Source organism: Streptomyces sp. AC627_RSS907 (assembly GCF_019049165.1).
The window spans coordinates 19,153-37,038 of sequence record NZ_JAGMUE010000002.1 but is presented as its reverse complement, the minus strand read 5'-3'; the positions used below and the strand labels follow the sequence as shown (position 1 = coordinate 37,038).

The window sequence follows — 17,886 nt, the reverse complement described above, 5'->3', positions numbered from 1 at the left end:
AAGGATGTTCACCATGAAGCTCCGCAAGGTCACCGCCGCCTCGGCCACCGTGTTCGCCCTCGCCCTGACCGCCACCGCGTGCGGCTCCGACGACGGCGACAGCGGCTCCGGTGGTGACGGCAAGAAGATCACCATCGGCATCAAGTTCGACCAGCCGGGCCTCGGCCAGAAGACCCCGCAGGGCTACACCGGCTTCGACGTCGACGTCGCCACGTACGTCGCCAAGAAGCTCGGCTACACCGAGGACCAGATCGAGTGGAAGGAGTCGAAGAGCGCCGACCGCGAGACGATGCTGCAGCGCGGCGACGTCGACTTCATCGCCGCCACCTACTCGATCACTCCCAAGCGCGAAGCGAAGGTCGACTTCGCCGGTCCCTACCTGCTCGCGCACCAGGACGTGCTGCTCCGCGCCGACGACGACAAGATCAAGTCGCCCGAGGACCTGAACGACGCGAAGCTGTGCTCGGTCACCGGCTCCACCTCGGCGCAGAACGTCAAGGACAAGCTGGCCCCCAAGGCGCAGCTGCAGCCGTACCCGACGTACTCCGCCTGCCTGCCCGGCCTGCAGAACGGTGCCGTCGACGCGCTGACGACCGACGACTCGATCCTCGCCGGTTACGCCGCCCAGTCGCAGTTCAAGGGCAAGTTCAAGCTCGCCGGCTTCAAGCTGACGAACGAGAACTACGGCATCGGCGTCAAGAAGGGCAGCGACCTCAAGGACAAGATCAACAAGGCTCTGGAGGAGATGGTCGCCGACAAGTCCTGGGACAAGGCCGTCAAGGACAACTTCGGCCCGGCCAACTACAAGAACGAGCCGGCGCCGAAGATCGGCGACGTCAAGAGCTGAAGCCGGGCCTGACGGGGTGTGCCGCCCACTGGAAGGGGCGGCACACCGGGGCGGGCATCCCTACACGCGGAAGCGCGGGAGATCGTGTTCGACTTTCTTCAGGATTACGACCTGCTGGGAGCCTTCTGGACGACAGTGCAGCTCGCTGTGCTCTCGGCCGTCGGCTCCCTGATCTGGGGCACCATGCTGGCGGCCATGCGGGTCGGTCCGGTGCCGTTGATGCGTGGCTTCGGGACCGCGTATGTGAATATCGTGCGGAACATCCCGCTGACGGTGATCATCCTGTTCACGTCGCTGGGCCTGAACCAGACGCTGGGAGTGTCCCTCGGCGCGAACGACGTCGAGACGATCAACTTCCGGCTCGCCGTCCTCGGCCTCATCCTCTACACCTCGTCCTTCGTCTGTGAGGCGCTGCGCTCCGGCATCAACACGGTGCCGGTCGGGCAGGCGGAGGCGGCCCGGGCGATCGGGCTCAGCTTCGGACAGGTGCTGGGGCACGTCGTGCTGCCCCAGGCCTTCCGTTCCTCCGTCGTTCCCTTGGCGAACGTATTGATCGCGCTCATCAAGAACACCACGGTGGCCGCGGCCATCGGTGTCGCCGAGGCGGCCCTCCTGATGAAGGAGATGATCGAGAACGAGGCACAACTGCTGTTGATCTCCGCCGTCATCGCCTTCGGTTTCGTGGTTCTGACCCTGCCGACCGGCCTGATTCTCGGCTGGGTGGGCAAGAAGGTGGCGGTGAAGCGATGAGTTCCGTTCTCTACGACGCCCCGGGCCCCCGCGCCAAGCGGCGCAATGTCGTCTTCACGATCGTCTTCGTGGTGGCCCTCGCGGCCCTGCTGTGGTGGGTGTTCGGCACACTCAAGGACAAGGGCCAGCTGGAATGGGTCCTGTGGAAGCCGTTCTTCTCCAGCTCCGAGGCGTGGACCACCTACATCTGGCCGGGCCTGGAGAACACTCTGAAGGCCGCCGCCCTCGCGATGGTCATCGCGCTTCCGCTCGGCGCGGTCCTCGGCATCGCCCGTCTGTCGGACCACGTGTGGGTACGGGTTCCGGCCGCGGTCGTGGTCGAGTTCTTCCGGTCCATCCCCGTGCTGGTCCTGATGATCTTCGGCCTCGCCCTGTTCGCCGAGTACACCGACGTCAGCTCGGACGACCGTCCGCTGTACGCGGTGGTCACGGGTCTCGTGCTCTACAACGCCTCCGTGCTCGCGGAGATCGTCCGGGCGGGCATCCTCGCCCTGCCCAAGGGCCAGTCCGAGGCGGCGTTGGCGATCGGCCTGCGCAAGGGCCAGCTGATGCGGACCATCCTGCTGCCGCAGGCGGTCACGACGATGCTGCCGGCCATCGTCAGCCAGCTCGTCGTCATCCTGAAGGACACCGCGCTCGGCGGTGCCGTCCTCACCTTCCCCGAGCTGCTCGCGTCGGCCAACACGATGAGCGGCTACTACGGCGCCAACGTCATCGCGAGCTTCACCGTGGTCGCCGTGATCTACATCGCGCTCAACTTCCTCCTCACCAGTTTCGCGAGCTGGCTGGAGCGACGGCTGCGGCGGGCCAAGAAGTCGACCGGTGCCGTACTCAAGGCGGACGACACCCAGGCGAACGCCGGAGCGACCGTCTGACACCCGGTCAGCACGTCCGATCGTCGTCGGAGGCAGTGGCGTGATCGCCACTGCCTCCGTCGCTTGACGCAAGCAGCGGCAATAGGTTGCATACGTTCTGTGACCGTGCACCCTGCTCCAACGTCCTGTTCACCCACGTCCCCCGGGACACCGCCACGGGCAGGGGGCGCCGCGCCGTGGACCCGGTGATCATCGCCGGCGCTGGGCCCGCCGGGCTCACGCTCGCCCTGGCGCTGGCGCGTCAGGAGGTGCCCTGTGTCGTCCTCGACGAAGGGCCGGGCAAGGACGAACCACGCCCCGCGCGCACCGTCGTCCTGCGCGAGGACGCCGTCGCACTCGTCGAGCGGCTGACCGGCACACCGCTGACCGGGCTGGGTTTCCGTTGGGCCGGATGGCGGTCGATGCGGCGCAAGCAGGTGACGCGCGAGGTCGCGTTCGGCGACGCCGACCCGGCGCCGCTGCACATCGCCCAGCACGAGCTGACCGGCGTGCTGCGCACCGCGCTCGCCCGCACCTCGCTCGTCAGGGTCGCGGTGGACAGCCGCCTGGACGGCATCGAGCAGGAGGCCTCGGGCGTCACCGCCCATACGCGCGGCCCCAGTGGCACCTGGTGGCGCGGCAGTTACCTGGTCGGCTGCGACGGGCCCCGCTCGACCGTCCGCAAACTCCAGGACATCCGCTTCCCCGGCCGCACGGCGGTGGAACGATACGCCGTCGCCGCGCTGCGCACGGAACTCCCCTGGACCGACGAGGCGGTGCTCCACCGGATGCCGCCGTGGCGGACGTCGGGGCCGTCGGCCGGCGAGATCGTCGGCCGCCCCCTGCGGGACGGCGTGTGGCGCCTGGACTGGCTGCTGCCTCCCGGCAAGGACCTGGTCACGCCGGAGATGCTGGTGAACCGGATCCGGGAGACCCTCACCGGCTGGACCGGCGGGGCGACGCCGTCGTACGAACTCCTCGACACCGGCGTCCACACGGTCCACCACCGGCTGGCCCGTCGCTGGCGGGTGGGCCGTGTCCTCCTCGCCGGAGACGCGGCGCACCTCTTGGGCGCGCTGGGCACACAGGGCCTGGACGAGGGGCTGCGGGACGTCGGCAATCTCGCCTGGAAACTGGCCCTGGCCTGGCACCACGGGCCGCACGAGGCACTGCTCGACAGCTACCAGCAGGAGCGGCGCACGGCGGTCGCCGCCCGACTGGGCGCCGCCGACCAGGTACTGCCGCTGCTGCGCGGCGGCGGAGGACTGCGCTCCTACGTACCCGGCTCGGCCCGCGGCCACGACGCGCTGCTCGCCGACGGCCACCTGGGGCACGGGACGCTGGGCGCGCCGGGAGCCTACGCCGACTCGCCGCTCGCGCCCGAGCACCTCGCGGGCGAGGTCTCCGTCGGTACCGCGCCCGGTGCGCCCGTCAGCGACGTCCGGGTCACGGCGGAGGACGGCACGTTCGTACGGTTGCGCGACCGGCTCGGGCGCGGGGCGCTCCTGGTGCTGCTGGTCGCGCCGGGCACGGGCGTGTGGGACCGCAAGCACTGGGTGACGGCCGGGATCATGCCCCGGCTGGCGGCGGCGGTGACGGCGCTGCCGCATCACGCCGAGCTGCTGGTCGCCGAGAGCTACCCGGGCGCCGCGGCCCACACGGTGCTGCTGGTGCGGCCCGACGGCCACCTGGTCACGGCGCTGGGCGGGGTGCGCCCGGCGGACCTGTACGCGGCGGCGGAGGCGGCGCTGGGCGGGGCGCCGAGGGCGGCAGTGGAGGAGGCGGAGGCGGGAGCGGCGGCCGGGGCGCGCTGACCGGTCGTCCGTCCGTTCGCGGGGCGGGGCGGTGTCGCCGGTGATCGCCGGTGGTGGGCGCCGAAGCGCTGTCCGTATCGTGATGGCGAGTTGACCGGCCCACACCGTCATGGTCTACTCCGGATCGTGACCGACACCGATGTGCGCCTGTGGCGGAGGGTCCACATGGACCTCGTCCGCTATGCGGGCTGCGTGTGTCGCCCGTCCCGCTGAATTCGCATCGCTCTCCCTCGCGCGCGCCGCCTCGACGTGCCGTCGCGCGCTTCTCGCGAACTCCTCAGGACGGTACCCGTGTCTGTCTCCTCCCCCGCTCCTTCCTCCGCGGCCACGGCCGCTCCCACTCAGGCCGAGCTCCTCGACTTCGTACGGCGCACGGCCGCCGACGCCGAGCTGATCGCCTCTCTCCCGCTCGACCCGGAGGGCCGCACCTGGGTGCGGCTGGACGGACCCGGGGGCAGCGAGGCCTGGCTGATCGGCTGGCCGCCCGGCACGGGCACCGGCTGGCACGACCACGCCGATTCCGTGGGCGCCTTCGTGACCGCGGCGGGCGAGCTCAAGGAGAACGCGCTCGCCGCCCGGCTGCCCACCGACGGCTGGAAGACGCTGGAACTCGCCGACGACGTGGACCGGGAACGCCGGCTGTCCGCCGGAAAGGGACGCGCCTTCGGCATGCACCACGTCCATGAGGTGCTCAACGAGTCGGCCGACCGGCACGCCGTCTCCGTGCACGCCTACTATCCGCCCCTGTCCCGGATCCGCCGTTACAGCCGCAGCGGGCAGACCCTCCGCCTGGAGCAGGTCGAGCACCCGGAGGACTGGCAGTGAGCGAGCCGCTCGGGATCGACGCGCTGCTGGAACGGGTACGCCACGGCTACCGGCGGGTGGAACCGCGAGCGGCCCACGAGGCCGCCGAGGCGGGTACGGCGCTGCTGGTGGACATCCGGTACGCCGCCCTGCGCGAGCGGGACGGCGTGATTCCCGGCGCCCTGGTGGTCGAGCGCAACGAACTGGAGTGGCGCCTGGACCCGCAGGGAAGCCACCGTCTCCCCGAGGCCACCGACCATGACCTGCGCGTCGTGGTGGTGTGCGACGAGGGCTACGCCTCCAGCCTGGCGGCGGAGTCCCTTCACCGCCTGGGTCTGCACCGGGCCACGGATCTGATCGGCGGCTTCCAGGCATGGCGGGCGGCGGGACTGCCGGTGGCCGTCGCCTAGCCCGGCCGGCCGGGCCGAAGGCGTGCCGGTACCGAAGGGTTTGAGGGCCACCGGGCTCGGAAGCCGGCGGTGACCGGGCGGGCGGCCGGTGTGGTGTCGGTCTTCTCCGCCTTCCTGTCGCGCAACGGGACGATGGTGTGGCGGGCGGCCGGTTCACCGGTGTTGCCGACCGGGCCCACCCGGTACCGGCCGTTCCGGGCGGCCCGCCGGCCGGCACAGCGTGAGGCCAAGCAGGTGTGACACAGGTGTGTCGCCGGGTCAGAAGCCGTCGTCGCCGAGGAACTCCGGGTCCTCGCCCTCCTCCTCCAGCGCCTGGCGGACCACACGCAGGGCCATGCCCTCGGGGTAGCCCTTGCGGGCCAGCATGCCCGCGAGGCGGCGCAGCCTCTTGTCGCGGTCGAGGCCTCGGGTCGCGCGCAGCTTCCGGGTGACGAGCTCGCGCGCGGTCTCCTCCTCCTGCTCGGAGTCCAGCTGCGAGACCGCCGCGTCGATGAGCGCGGCCTCGACGCCCTTGGTCCGCAGTTCCCTGGCGAGCGCGCGCCGGGCCAGCCCGCGGCCGTGGTGCCGCGACTCCACCCAGGCGTCCGCGAAGGCGCTGTCGTCGATCAGGCCGACCTCCTCGAACCTGGACAGCACCTCCTCGGCGGCCTCGTCGGGGATCTCGCGCTTGCGCAGGGCGTCGGCGAGCTGCTTGCGCGTGCGCGGGGTCCCGGTGAGCAGGCGCAGGCAGATCGCCCGTGCCTGCTCGACCGGGTCCCGCGGAGGCTCCCCCTTCTCGGCCCTCGACGAGGAAGTGGCACCTCCGTCCTCGGCGGACGTCTCCGCACGCTCGCGCCGTCGGCGCCCGCGCGCACCGCCCGTTCCACGGCCCCGTCCGCCTCCGCGACGCACCCCGCCGTCACCGGGTGCACCGACGTCGTACGGGTCCTCGGCGCCGAACGGGTCGTCGTACGGGACCTCGGCGCCGTACGGGTCCCCGGCGCCGTGCGACGCAGAGGCCCCGTACGCGCCGCCGTCCGTCCCGGCGGAACCGTCCCCCCCTGGTCTGCCCCGCTCACGCTCCGGCGTAGCGGCGTCCTGACGGGCGTACTCGGCCCAGTCGGTTCGTCGCGTCACGGGTCAGCTCTTGGCAGCCGCGGCCTTGGACTTGGTCGCCTTGGCGGTCGCGGGGGCGGGCACCGCCGGTGCGGCGTCTGCCGTGGCGGCGGAGACGGCAGCGTCCGCGCCCGGCTCGGTGGCGGGCTCCTCGGGACGTACGCCGACGCCCAGCTTCTCCTTGATCTTCTTCTCGATCTCGTTGGCGAGGTCGGGGTTGTCCTTCAGGAAGTTGCGCGCGTTCTCCTTGCCCTGGCCGAGCTGGTCGCCCTCGTACGTGTACCAGGCGCCGGCCTTGCGCACGAAGCCGTGCTCCACGCCCATGTCGATCAGGCCGCCCTCACGGCTGATGCCCTGGCCGTAGAGGATGTCGAACTCGGCCTGCTTGAAGGGCGGTGCGACCTTGTTCTTGACGACCTTGCAGCGGGTGCGGTTGCCGACCGCGTCCGTGCCGTCCTTCAGCGTCTCGATGCGGCGGATGTCGATGCGCACGGAGGCGTAGAACTTCAGCGCCCGGCCACCGGTCGTGGTCTCCGGGGAGCCGAACATCACGCCGATCTTCTCGCGGAGCTGGTTGATGAAGATCGCGGTGGTCTTGGACTGGTTGAGCGCACTCGTGATCTTCCGCAGTGCCTGGCTCATCAGCCGGGCCTGCAGACCGACGTGGCTGTCACCCATCTCGCCCTCGATCTCCGCACGCGGGACGAGCGCGGCGACGGAGTCGATGACGATGAGGTCGAGGGCTCCGGAGCGGACCAGCATGTCCACGATCTCCAGGGCCTGCTCGCCGTTGTCCGGCTGGGAGAGGATCAGGTTGTCGATGTCGACGCCGAGCTTCTTCGCGTACTCGGGGTCGAGGGCGTGCTCCGCGTCCACGAACGCGACCTGGCCGCCGGCCTTCTGCGCGTTCGCCACCGCGTGCAGGGTGAGGGTCGTCTTGCCCGAGGACTCGGGGCCGTAGATCTCCACGACCCGGCCACGCGGGAGACCGCCCACGCCAAGGGCCACGTCGAGCGCGGTCGACCCGGTCGGGATGACCTCGATGGGCTCCTTCGACCGCTCGCCCATGCGCATGACCGCGCCCTTGCCGAATTGCCGTTCAATCTGTGCGAGCGCGGCATCCAGGGCCTTCTCGCGGTCGGTTCCTGCCATGGGTTCCACCCGGTTTGCTTGATTCGATCGCTTCACGTCAAAGACGCTAATGCCTGCCACTGACAATGCGCCCCGATGCGGGTCCAGCCTGTGGATAACTCGGGCACTTCTCCGCCCAAACTCGGTCGAATCGCCCGTCACACCCTCTTGCTAGAGCCTCCATGAGAATGGATGTTCGATTTTTGTGTCAAGCGCACCACAGGCACCTCCGAGACTACGACCACGGGTGCCCCATGCCGTCGAACGTTGTCGAGTCCACCGAGGAGGAGATCGCCGCAGCTCAGGAAGAAGTGGCCAAGGACATGGGCTGGTGGCACCGGCAGCGACCAGAGTGGGAGGGCACGAGCTCAAGGTCCGCTGCCACAGGGCAGCCGAGCAGAAGTCATGCGTGCCCGACCGCCGCCCCGGGCCGGTCGCCACTGCTTCCCCGGCGTCGACAGCCGTCTCCGGCGGGACGAGGACCAGGCGAGTGGGTGTCGGCCAGGCGCGCCCCCTGCGGACGAGGCGACCGCGCCGAACCGCCCGCAGGACCGCGCCCGCCCGTCCTCAGAACCGCGCCCGCCCCGCCCCCCGGGCGTCGCCTTCCCGGCCCTCCGGCCTCGTTCCGCCGTCGGGCCACGAACCCAAGGGGCCGACGGGGACGCCCTGGCGGTGTACTGCGCGTGGGCTGCCTCACGTGCTGACGCGACCGCTCAGGGTGTGGGCTGCCTCACCCGCTGACGCGGGCCTTCAGGACGAGCCGCCGTCTCCGGTCCCGCCCGGCTCCGCTCGCCGGGCCCACAGTCCGCGCAGGCGCGCGGGCCCCCCGGGCCCCGACCGGCGGTTGCGGTGTCCGTGGACGCGAGGATCGTCCGTGACGTCGTAGCGCCTGACGTACGCCCCGAGGAACGCCTGCAGCGTGGCGACCGCCGGGATGGCGATCAGCGCGCCGACGGCGCCCAGGAGTGCGGTGCCGGCGACGACCGAGCCGAAGGCGACCGCGGGGTGGATGTCCACGGTCCTCGACGTCAGCTTGGGCTGCAGCACGTAGTTCTCGAACTGCTGGTAGACCACCACGAAGCCCAGTACCCACACCGCGTACCAGGGGTTGACCGTGAAGGCGATCAGCATGGGCAGGGCGCCCGCGAGATAGGTGCCGATGGTGGGGATGAACTGCGACACCAGGCCCACCCACACGGCCAGTGCGGGCGCGTAGGGCACCCCCAGGACCTCCAGCAGGATGTAGTGCGCCACGCCGGACACCAGCGCCATCAGACCGCGCGAGTACAGGTAACCGCCGGTCTTGTCCACGGCGATCTCCCACGCGCGCAGGACCTCGGCCTGCCGGGCGGGCGGCAGGACGGAGCAGAGCGCGCGCCGCAGCCGGGGGCCGTCTGCCGCGAAGTAGAACGAGAACAGCAGGATCGTCAGCAGCTGGAAGAGCCCGCCGAGGACCTGGGCCGACACGTCGAGGACGCCGGTGGCGCTGTTCTGCACGTAGTTGCGCAGCCAGTCGGAGCGGAGCAGGCCCTCCTGGATGTCGACCCGGCGCAGCTCGGTGTGGAAGTGGCCGTTGACCCAGTTGATGACCGAGTCGAGGTAGTCGGGGAATTCCTCGACCATCTTGACGATCTGGCCCGCGAGCATGGAGCCGAGCAGCATCACGAACCCCGCCGCCGCGATCAGCACGGCGAGGAAGACGAGGAAGGTGGCCAGCCCGCGGCGCATGCCGCGGCCGGCCATCCAGCTCACCGCGGGTTCGATGGCGAGAGCCAGGAAGAAGGCGATGAGGATGTTGATCAGGAGGCCGGTGAGCTGGTGAAAGGCCCAGCTGCCGAGCTGGAAGACGGCGATGAGCGCGAGGGCCAGCACCATGGCGCGGGGCAGCCAGCGCGGCATGCGGGCGCCCGGTCCGCCGGAGGCCCCGGCCCGGGGCTCGGTGGGCGGGGGCGTGCCGGTCGAGGAAGTGTGCCGGGTCGCCTGCCCGGTCTCGTCAGTGGGTGCCACGGACCAAGTCTCGCCCACTCCACCGGCAGCGGAGTCCGTCCGGTGATCTTCGTGACCGGTCAGCGCTGTTCCTGTGGCACGTTCATGACCGTACAGACCACCCGCCACACGTCCTTGGCGTCCCAGCCGGCGTCCAGTGCCTCGTGCACCGTACGCCCGCCCAGCTGTGCCATCACGTGGTCGCGCGCGAACGTGTCGGCGTAGCCCGGACCGAAGTGATCCGTCATCCGCTCCCAGAAGACCGTCAACCGCATGACTCCAGTATCCCGCCCCTGAGAGTGGGTCCGGAGCCAGGATCCCGAGCCGGGGCGGCATGTCCGCCTACGGTCTGTCCCATGGCCGAATCCGGAGCTTCCCCACTCCCTGCGACGTCCCCCACACCCCCGACGGGCTCACCGCTCGCGCGCGCGGAGCACTTCGTCTGGCTGACCGCGCGCGTACTGGAGCAGCGCCTGTTCGCGTACCACTTCCGCGGCGGTGACGCCGGACCGGTGGAGACCGCGCTGGACGCCTACCGCAACGAGGACGGCGGATACGGCCACGCGCTGGAACCGGATCTGCGCGGTCCGGTCAGCCAGCCGCTGCACACCGCGCGCGCCCTGCGCGTCCTGGACGCCGTGGGACGCTGCGGCGGACAGCGCGTGGAGCGGATGTGCCGCTATCTGACCTCGGTGTCCACCCCGGACGGTGCCCTGCCGGCGGTCCGTCCCGGGCGGCGCGACCATCCGGTCGCCCCCTTCGTTCCGGTCGTGGACGACCCGCCGGGCGAACTCCTCGCCACCGGTCCGGTGGTCGGCCTGCTGCACCGCAACGGGATCTGGCACGCCTGGCTGTTCCGGGCCACGGACTTCTGCTGGCAGGCCGTCGAGTCGCTGGGGACCTCGCACCCGTACGAGATCGAGGCCGCCGTGTCCTTCCTGGACACCGCACCCGACCGCCCGCGCGCGCAGGCCGCGGCCGGCCGGCTGGGCCGCCTGGTGCGCGAGCAGCGCCTCGCGGTGCTGGACCCGGACGACCTCGACGCGTACCCGGTCTCCCCCGGTTACGCCCCGGACGAGCGCCATTTTCCCCACGACTACGCGCGGCACCCGCACTCCCTCGCGCGCGCGTGGTTCACGGACGACGAGATGGCCCGCTCCCTGGACTTCCTCACTGCGGAGCAGGAGGAGGGCGGCGGCTGGCCCGTCCGCTGGCGCCACTGGGCCCCCGCCCCGACGCTGGAGGCCCGCGCGGGAGTGACGCTCGACGCCCTGTGCACGCTCCGGGCGTACGGTCGCTCCCTGGACTGACCCGGTCCGCCCGCCCAGGGCCCGCGCCTCCCCGCCCTCGTGCCGACCGCGTCCGCCCAGGGCCCGCGCCTCCCCGCCCTCGTGCCGACCGCGTCCGCCCAGGGCCCGCGCCTCCCCCGCCCTCGTGCCGCCGACCGCGTCCGCCCAGCTCAGGGCGATTGTCAGTGCTCGGGTGCACCATGGATCCATGGTCAGCTCCGCACACCGGGCCCTGGACGGCTTCTCCCCCGCGACCCGCGGTTGGTTCACGGGGGCCTTCTCCGCGCCCACCGCCGCCCAGGCGGGGGCGTGGCAGGCCATCTCGGAGGGCTCCGACGCGCTGGTGGTCGCCCCCACCGGCTCCGGCAAGACGCTGGCCGCCTTCCTCGCCGCCCTGGACCAGCTGGCATCGACGCCTCCGCCCGCCGACCCCAAGAAGCGCTGCCGCGTCCTGTACGTCTCGCCGCTCAAGGCCCTGGCCGTCGACGTCGAGCGCAATCTGCGCAGCCCGCTGACCGGCATCCGCCAGGAGTCCGTACGCCTCGGCCTGCCCGAGCCCGAGGTCAAGGTCGGCATCCGCTCCGGCGACACCCCGGCCGCCGAGCGCCGCGCCCTGTCGACCCGCCCGCCGGACATCCTGATCACCACCCCGGAGTCCCTGTTCCTGATGCTGACGTCGGCCACGCGCGACGCGCTGACCGGCGTCGAGACGGTGATCCTGGACGAGGTGCACGCGGTCGCGGGCACCAAGCGCGGCGCCCATCTCGCGCTCACCCTGGAGCGGCTGGACGAGCTGCTCCCGAAGCCGGCCCGCCGCATCGGCCTGTCCGCGACGGTCCGCCCGGTGGACGAGGTCGCCCGGTTCCTCGCTCCCCGCGGCAAGGTGGAGATCGTCCAGCCGGACTCGGGCAAGGAGTTCGACCTGTCCGTCGTCGTCCCGGTCGAGGACCTGGGCGAGCTGGGCGGCTCCCCGGCGGCCGACGGCAACGACGGCGCGGAGCGTCCGTCGATCTGGCCGCACGTCGAGGAGCGGATCGCCGACCTCGTCCAGTCGCACCGCTCCACGATCGTCTTCGCCAACTCGCGGCGCCTGGCCGAGCGCCTGTGCAACAGGCTCAACGAGATCGCGTACGAGAGGGCGACCGGCGAGCCACTGGGCGAGCACCACTCCCCCGCCGAGCTGATGGGCGGCTCGGGCGCCGCCCAGGGCGCCCCACCGGTGATCGCCCGCGCCCACCACGGCTCGGTCTCCAAGGAGCAGCGCGCCCTGGTCGAGGAGGACCTCAAGGCGGGCCGCCTGCCCGCCGTGGTGGCCACCTCCAGTCTGGAGCTGGGCATCGACATGGGCGCCGTCGACCTGGTCGTCCAGGTCGAGTCACCCCCCTCCGTCGCCTCCGGCCTCCAGCGCGTCGGCCGCGCGGGACACCAGGTCGGCGCCGTCTCCACGGGCGTCGTCTTCCCCAAGTACCGCGGCGACCTGGTCCAGGCGGCCGTGGTCACCGAGCGCATGCGCAGCGGCGCCATCGAGGCCCTCAGGATCCCCACGAACCCGCTCGACGTCCTGGCCCAGCAGCTCGTGGCGATGACCGCGCTGGACACCTGGCAGGTCGACGACCTGCTCGCCACCGTCCGCCGCGCCGCCCCCTACGCCTCCCTCCCGGAGTCGGCCTTCACGGCCGTCCTGGACATGCTCGCGGGCCGTTATCCGTCCGACGCCTTCGCCGAGCTGCGCCCACGCGTGGTGTGGGACCGGGTCGCCGGCACGGTCACCGGCCGCCCGGGCGCGCAGCGCCTCGCCGTCACCTCGGGGGGCACCATTCCCGACCGCGGCCTCTTCGGGGTCTTCCTCGCCGGGGCCGATCCGAAGAAGGGCGGTGGCCGGGTCGGCGAGCTCGACGAGGAGATGGTGTACGAGTCCCGGGTGGGGGACGTCTTCACCCTCGGCACCAGCTCGTGGCGCATCGAGGACATCACCCGCGACCGGGTCCTGGTCTCCCCCGCACCGGGCGTCCCGGGCAGGCTGCCCTTCTGGAAGGGCGACCAGCTGGGCCGCCCCCTCGAGCTGGGCCGGGCGCTGGGCGCCTTCCTGCGCGAGGTCGGGTCCCTGTCCGAGGAGGACGCCCGGCTGCGCCTCGTCACCGCGGGCCTGGACGCCTGGGCCGCGGACAACGTGCTGGCCTACCTCGCCGAGCAGCGCGAGGCCTGCGGCCACGTCCCCGACGACCGCACCATCGTGGTCGAGCGCTTCCGGGACGAACTGGGCGACTGGCGGGTCGTGGTCCACTCCCCCTTCGGCGCCCAGGTCCACGCACCCTGGGCACTCGCCCTCGGCGCCCGGCTGTCCGAGCGCTACGGCATGGACGCGCAGGTCATGCACGCCGACGACGGCATCGTGCTGCGCCTGCCGGACGCCGACCTGATGGGCCTGGACTTCCTCGACCAGGAACCGTCGAAGCCTGCCCTCGAGTACGACGCCGAGCAGGCGCCGGTCGGCGCGGCCGACGTCGTCTTCGACAAGGGCGAGGTCGACCGGGTCGTCACCGACCAGGTGGGCGGCTCGGCGCTGTTCGCGTCCCGATTCCGCGAGTGCGCGGCCCGCGCGCTGCTGCTTCCGCGCCGCAGCCCCGGCAAGCGGACCCCGCTGTGGCAGCAGCGCCAGCGCGCCGCGCAACTGCTCGAGGTGGCCAGCGAGTACGGCTCGTTCCCGATCGTCCTGGAGGCGGTCCGCGAGTGCCTCCAGGACGTCTTCGACGTGCCCGGCCTGGCCGAGCTGATGGGTGACCTGGAGTCCCGCAGGGTCCGCCTGGTCGAGGTCACCACTCCGGAGCCGTCCCCCTTCGCCCGCTCCCTGCTCTTCGGATACGTCGCCCAGTTCCTGTACGAGGGCGACTCGCCGCTCGCCGAGCGCCGTGCCGCCGCCCTCTCCCTGGACTCGCGGCTGCTGGCCGAGCTGCTCGGCCAGGCGGAGCTGCGCGAGCTGCTCGACGCGGAGGTGCTGACCGAGCTGGAGCGCGAGCTGCAGTGGCTCACCGAGGACCGCCGCGTCAAGGATCCGGAGGGCGTCGCGGACGTGCTGCGGATACTCGGCCCGCTCACGGACACCGAGCTGGCCGAGCGGGGCGCCGAGCCGCAGTGGGCGCCGGAGCTCGCCTCCGCCCGCCGTGCGATCCGGGTACGCATCGCCGGCGCCGACCACTGGGCGGCGATCGAGGACGCCGGCCGGCTGCGCGACGCGCTGGGCACGGCGCTGCCCGTGGGCGTGCCCGAGGCCTTCACCGAGCCGGTCAAGGACCCGCTCGGCGACCTCCTCGCCCGGCACGCGCGCACCCACGGCCCCTTCACGTCGGTCACCGCCGCGGCCCGCTTCGGCCTGGGCGTCGCGGTCACCGAGGGTGCCCTGCAGCGCCTCGCGGCGGCGGGCCGGGTCGTGCAGGGCGAGTTCCATCCGGCCGGGATCGGACAGGAGTGGTGTGACGCGACCGTACTGCGCAGGCTGCGCCGCCGTTCCCTGGCCGCGCTGCGGCACGAGCTGGAGCCGGTGCCGCCGGCCGCGCTCGGCCAGTTCCTCCCGCAGTGGCAGCACATCGGCAAGGGGCACGCGCTGCGCGGCGTCGACGGGCTCGTGCGGGCCGTCGAACAGCTGCAGGGCGCCTCCGTGCCCGCCTCCGCCCTGGAGAAGCTGGTCCTGCCGTCCCGGGTGGCGGACTACTCCCCCGCGATGCTGGACGAGCTCACGGCCGCCGGCGAAGTGGTGTGGGCGGGCGCGGGCTCACTCCCCGGCAAGGACGGCTGGGTCTCCCTCTATCTGGCGGACGCGGCCCCGCTTCTCCTGCCGCCCCCGCACCCCCTGGAGCCGACCGCCCTCCACGAGTCCGTCCTGAACGTCCTCTCCGGCGGGTACGGTCTGTTCTTCCGGCAGATCGCCGACCAGGTCCGCGCCACCACCCACCCGGACGTCACCGACCCGCAGCTGGCCGACGCCCTGTGGGAGCTGGCATGGTCGGGGCGGCTGACGAACGACACGCTCGCCCCCTTGCGCTCCCTGCTGGGCTCGGGACGCACCGCGGGTTCCACGGCCCACCGCGCCAAGCGCGCCGTGCCACGCGGACGCTACGGCACGCTGACGGCCGCCGCCCGGCCCACGTCCCGCAGCGGCCCGCCGACGGTCGCGGGCCGCTGGTCGCTGCTCCCGGCCCGTGAGGGTGACACGACGGTGCGTGCCCACGCCCTGGCCCGCACGCTCCTCGACCGGCACGGCGTGGTGACCCGCGGCGCCGTCGCCGCCGAGGGCGTGGAGGGCGGCTTCTCGGCGGTGTACCGCGTCCTGGCCGCCTTCGAGGAGAGTGGTCAGGCCCGGCGCGGCTATGTGGTCGAAGGGCTCGGCGCGGCGCAGTTCGCCATGGAGGGCGCAGTGGACCGGCTGCGCGCGGTGGCGGGCGCCCGCGAGCGCGGCGACGGCTCGTCCGGACGGGCGGAGTTCACCGGCGTCACCACCGGCCACCACACATCAGGCGACGGTTCCACCGACCAGGCCTCCGGCTCCCCCTTCGACACGGCTCCGCCGGCCTGGCCTCCGGCTTCCCCCTTCGGCTTCACGTCCGGCGGTCGCGCGGCCCCAGGCGCCCCGGACCACTTCGACGACGTCTCCGCAGACCCGGGGGTCCCGCCCCGTGCGCCCTCCCTCGGTGACCGCGTCTCTCCCCACGACCACGCCGAACCCGGCGCGGGCGGCCCACGTGGCGGCGGAGGCGCGCACGGCGGCTTCGGTGGTCCGCGCGGCTCGTACGACACCGGGTCTCCCGCCCGTCGCGGCCACCGCTCCGCCGGTCCACGGGCCGTCGTCCTGGCCGCCGCCGATCCCGCGAACGCGTACGGCGCGGCACTCGCCTGGCCCGAGCCCCCGGCCGGCGCCACCCACAAGCCGGGCCGCAAGGCGGGCTCCCTGGTGGTCCTCGTCGAGGGCGAGCCGGCGCTCTACATGGAACGCGGCGGCAAGACGCTCCTGCTGTGGCCCTCCGATCCGGACGGTCCGCCCAGCGACGACCTCCGTCTGCGGGCGGCCACGGAGACACTGGCAGCGGCCGCCCGCGCGGGTTCCCTCGGCACGGTCACGGTGGAGCGGGTCAACGGCGCGGCCGCGCTGACGTCGCCGCTCGGTCCCCTCCTGGAGGAAGCGGGGTTCATCGCCACCCCCCGTGGCCTGCGCATCAGAGCCTGAGCCTGTCACCCTTGACCCATGCCCGAAGGAGACACGGTCTGGCAGGCCGCGCGGCGACTGCACGACGCCCTCGCGGGCAAGGTGCTGACCCGCAGTGACTTCCGCGTGCCCCGGTACGCCACGGTCGACCTCACCGGCCGTGCGGTCCTGGACGTCACCCCGCGCGGCAAGCACCTGCTCGCCCGCGTCGAGGGTGGTCTGACGGTCCACACGCACCTGCGGATGGACGGTTCCTGGAAGGTGTTCGCGGCAGGTCAGCGCTGGAGCGGTGGCCCCGCGCACCAGATCCGGGTCATCCTCGGCACCGCCGACCGCACGGCCGTCGGCTATCGCCTCCCGGTGCTGGAGATCCTCCGCACCGCCGACGAACAGCGCGCCGTCGGTCACCTCGGCCCGGACCTGCTGGGTCCGGACTGGGACCCGGAGAAGGCCCTGGCCAATCTGCGCGCGGATCCCGCCCGCCCTCTCGGTGAGGCCCTGCTCGACCAGCGGAATCTCGCCGGAATCGGCAATGTCTACAAGAGCGAGCTGTGCTTCCTGCTCGGCGTCACCCCCTGGCTCCCCGTCGGTGACCTGCCCGACGCCCACGCCGTGAAGCTGCCGGCCCTGGCGAAGAAGCTTCTGGACGCCAACCGTGACCGTCCGGTCCGCCGTACGACGGGCCTGCGCGGCCAAGACCTGTTCGTGTACGGCCGCGCACCGCGCCCCTGCCTGCGCTGCGGCACGTCGGTCCGCGTGGCGGACCAGGGCGACGGCTCCCGCGAACGCCCCACGTACTGGTGCCCGACCTGCCAGGCCGGTCCCGCGCCGCGCCCGGGCGGCCCCGCGGGTCCCGGGCCACGGCGCGGGGCGGGATGACTCAGCCGACGAGCAGGCCGTCCATCTGGCCGGCCGCCTCCCGCAGTCCTTCCTCCATGCCCATCGTCGTGAGCTGCTCCATGTGCTGGCGGGTGTCGAAGACCGCACGCATCTCCATGCGGGTGCCGCCGTCGCGCACCGTGAGCGTCACCCGGTTGGTGGTCGTCGGCATGTCGGGGTTCGGCGCCCCGTCGGCGTCGGCGAATCCGTCGGTGAACTCCAGCGACGTCGGCGCGTCCACCGAGGTGACCCGCCACCAGCCGCGGTACTTGTCACCCTTCGGGCCGGTCATGAAGTACGTGACGTCGCCACCCGGTGCCAGGTCGTGCTCCTCCACCGTGGCCGGGTAGGTGGGCGGGCCCCACCAGCGTTCCAGCTGCCGCGGGTCGGACCACAGCTGCCACACCCGTTCGACGGGCGCGGCGAAGTCGGCGATCAGGGTGAGGGTCAGGTTGTCGAGATCCTTGTCCAGGCTGGTGACGCTCATCGGTCCGGTCCTTCCGTCGGGTGGGGCACATCAGAGTCCGCTTCCCGGGCGAGCAGACCGGGTATCAGGACCCCGCGTCCGACCGGGAAGACGACGGGGCCGGGGCGCGCACGGCCGTACGCAGGGCCCGCCGCCACCGCCCCGCCCGCACGGCCCCGACGGCCCGGCACTCGGGCACACAGTGCACCGGCAGCACACTCAGCCCCCACCCGCCGACCGCGACCGCCCCTTCGAGCACCCCCGCACCGGGCGCCAGCGCCAGCCGCAGCACGGCCCACCACCACAGCACACCCGACCCCAGCGCGGCAGCCCGGCGAGCCGTCCGCGCCGAGATCATCCCGCG

17 protein-coding genes are annotated in these 17,886 nt (G+C 72.6%); 11 read left to right on the top strand and 6 right to left on the bottom strand.

Annotation, left to right across the window (positions count from 1 at the left end; all coding sequences use genetic code 11):
• Positions 1 to 13 precede the first annotated feature (13 nt).
• The 8 genes from KUM32_RS00330 to KUM32_RS00300 all read left to right on the top strand — a co-directional run bounded on the left by KUM32_RS00330 (position 14) and on the right by KUM32_RS00300 (position 5,719).
• On the top strand, positions 14 to 847 hold the full coding sequence (locus KUM32_RS00330; protein ID WP_217139670.1) for a glutamate ABC transporter substrate-binding protein: 834 nt from the start codon (positions 14 to 16) through the stop codon (positions 845 to 847).
• Positions 848 to 931: 84 nt separating this feature from the next.
• Complete coding sequence (locus KUM32_RS00325; RefSeq protein WP_217139688.1) at positions 932 to 1,597, top strand: amino acid ABC transporter permease; 666 nt, start codon at positions 932 to 934, stop codon at positions 1,595 to 1,597.
• Complete coding sequence (locus tag KUM32_RS00320; RefSeq protein WP_217139669.1) at positions 1,594 to 2,472, top strand: amino acid ABC transporter permease; 879 nt, start codon at positions 1,594 to 1,596, stop codon at positions 2,470 to 2,472. Before KUM32_RS00325 ends, KUM32_RS00320 begins: the two co-directional genes overlap by 4 nt.
• A gap of 176 nt (positions 2,473 to 2,648) precedes the next feature.
• Positions 2,649 to 4,265, top strand: coding sequence for an FAD-dependent monooxygenase (locus tag KUM32_RS00315; protein ID WP_217139687.1), 1,617 nt, complete (start codon positions 2,649 to 2,651; stop codon positions 4,263 to 4,265).
• A gap of 126 nt (positions 4,266 to 4,391) precedes the next feature.
• Positions 4,392 to 4,478 (top strand): putative leader peptide, encoded by an 87-nt coding sequence (locus KUM32_RS45165; RefSeq protein WP_341874680.1) that lies wholly within the window; start codon positions 4,392 to 4,394, stop codon positions 4,476 to 4,478.
• Positions 4,479 to 4,556: 78 nt separating this feature from the next.
• The gene (locus KUM32_RS00310) at positions 4,557 to 5,090 is read left to right on the top strand and encodes a cysteine dioxygenase family protein (protein WP_217139668.1); all 534 of its coding nucleotides are present in this window, start codon (positions 4,557 to 4,559) and stop codon (positions 5,088 to 5,090) included.
• Positions 5,087 to 5,479: a rhodanese-like domain-containing protein gene (locus KUM32_RS00305; protein ID WP_217139667.1), complete on the top strand. Its 393-nt coding sequence runs from the start codon at positions 5,087 to 5,089 to the stop codon at positions 5,477 to 5,479. Before KUM32_RS00310 ends, KUM32_RS00305 begins: the two co-directional genes overlap by 4 nt.
• A 69-nt stretch (positions 5,480 to 5,548) precedes the next feature.
• Complete coding sequence (locus KUM32_RS00300) at positions 5,549 to 5,719, top strand: hypothetical protein (RefSeq protein ID WP_217139666.1); 171 nt, start codon at positions 5,549 to 5,551, stop codon at positions 5,717 to 5,719.
• Positions 5,720 to 5,737: 18 nt separating this feature from the next.
• Here the strand turns inward: KUM32_RS00300 and recX are convergent, their stop codons facing one another.
• From recX to KUM32_RS00280, 4 genes are all read right to left on the bottom strand, one after another.
• Complete coding sequence (gene recX / locus KUM32_RS00295) at positions 5,738 to 6,595, bottom strand: recombination regulator RecX (protein ID WP_217139665.1); 858 nt, start codon at positions 6,593 to 6,595, stop codon at positions 5,738 to 5,740.
• 3 nt (positions 6,596 to 6,598) lie between these two features.
• Positions 6,599 to 7,726: a recombinase RecA gene (recA, locus tag KUM32_RS00290; protein WP_217139664.1), complete on the bottom strand. Its 1,128-nt coding sequence runs from the start codon at positions 7,724 to 7,726 to the stop codon at positions 6,599 to 6,601.
• 729 nt (positions 7,727 to 8,455) lie between these two features.
• Positions 8,456 to 9,712 carry an AI-2E family transporter gene (locus KUM32_RS00285; protein WP_217139663.1) on the bottom strand — a complete coding sequence of 419 codons (1,257 nt, stop codon included), beginning with the start codon at positions 9,710 to 9,712 and terminating at the stop codon, positions 8,456 to 8,458.
• 59 nt (positions 9,713 to 9,771) lie between these two features.
• Complete coding sequence (locus KUM32_RS00280) at positions 9,772 to 9,966, bottom strand: DUF3046 domain-containing protein (protein WP_217139662.1); 195 nt, start codon at positions 9,964 to 9,966, stop codon at positions 9,772 to 9,774.
• 81 nt (positions 9,967 to 10,047) lie between these two features.
• Here KUM32_RS00280 and KUM32_RS00275 point away from each other — a divergent pair, with 81 nt between their 5' ends.
• From KUM32_RS00275 to KUM32_RS00265, 3 genes are all read left to right on the top strand, one after another.
• Positions 10,048 to 11,001 carry a hypothetical protein gene (locus KUM32_RS00275; protein WP_217139661.1) on the top strand — a complete coding sequence of 318 codons (954 nt, stop codon included), beginning with the start codon at positions 10,048 to 10,050 and terminating at the stop codon, positions 10,999 to 11,001.
• Positions 11,002 to 11,188: 187 nt separating this feature from the next.
• Positions 11,189 to 16,198 (top strand): ATP-dependent helicase, encoded by a 5,010-nt coding sequence (locus tag KUM32_RS00270; protein ID WP_217139660.1) that lies wholly within the window; start codon positions 11,189 to 11,191, stop codon positions 16,196 to 16,198.
• Between the two features lie 18 nt (positions 16,199 to 16,216).
• On the top strand, positions 16,217 to 17,056 hold the full coding sequence (locus KUM32_RS00265; RefSeq protein WP_217139659.1) for an Fpg/Nei family DNA glycosylase: 840 nt from the start codon (positions 16,217 to 16,219) through the stop codon (positions 17,054 to 17,056).
• Position 17,057: 1 nt separating this feature from the next.
• Here KUM32_RS00265 and KUM32_RS00260 read toward each other — a convergent pair whose 3' ends face one another.
• Both KUM32_RS00260 and KUM32_RS00255 read right to left on the bottom strand, forming a co-directional pair.
• Positions 17,058 to 17,543 (bottom strand): SRPBCC domain-containing protein, encoded by a 486-nt coding sequence (locus KUM32_RS00260; RefSeq protein WP_217139658.1) that lies wholly within the window; start codon positions 17,541 to 17,543, stop codon positions 17,058 to 17,060.
• A gap of 64 nt (positions 17,544 to 17,607) precedes the next feature.
• On the bottom strand, positions 17,608 to 17,880 hold the full coding sequence (locus KUM32_RS00255; RefSeq protein ID WP_217139657.1) for a hypothetical protein: 273 nt from the start codon (positions 17,878 to 17,880) through the stop codon (positions 17,608 to 17,610).
• Positions 17,881 to 17,886: the final 6 nt, after the last annotated feature.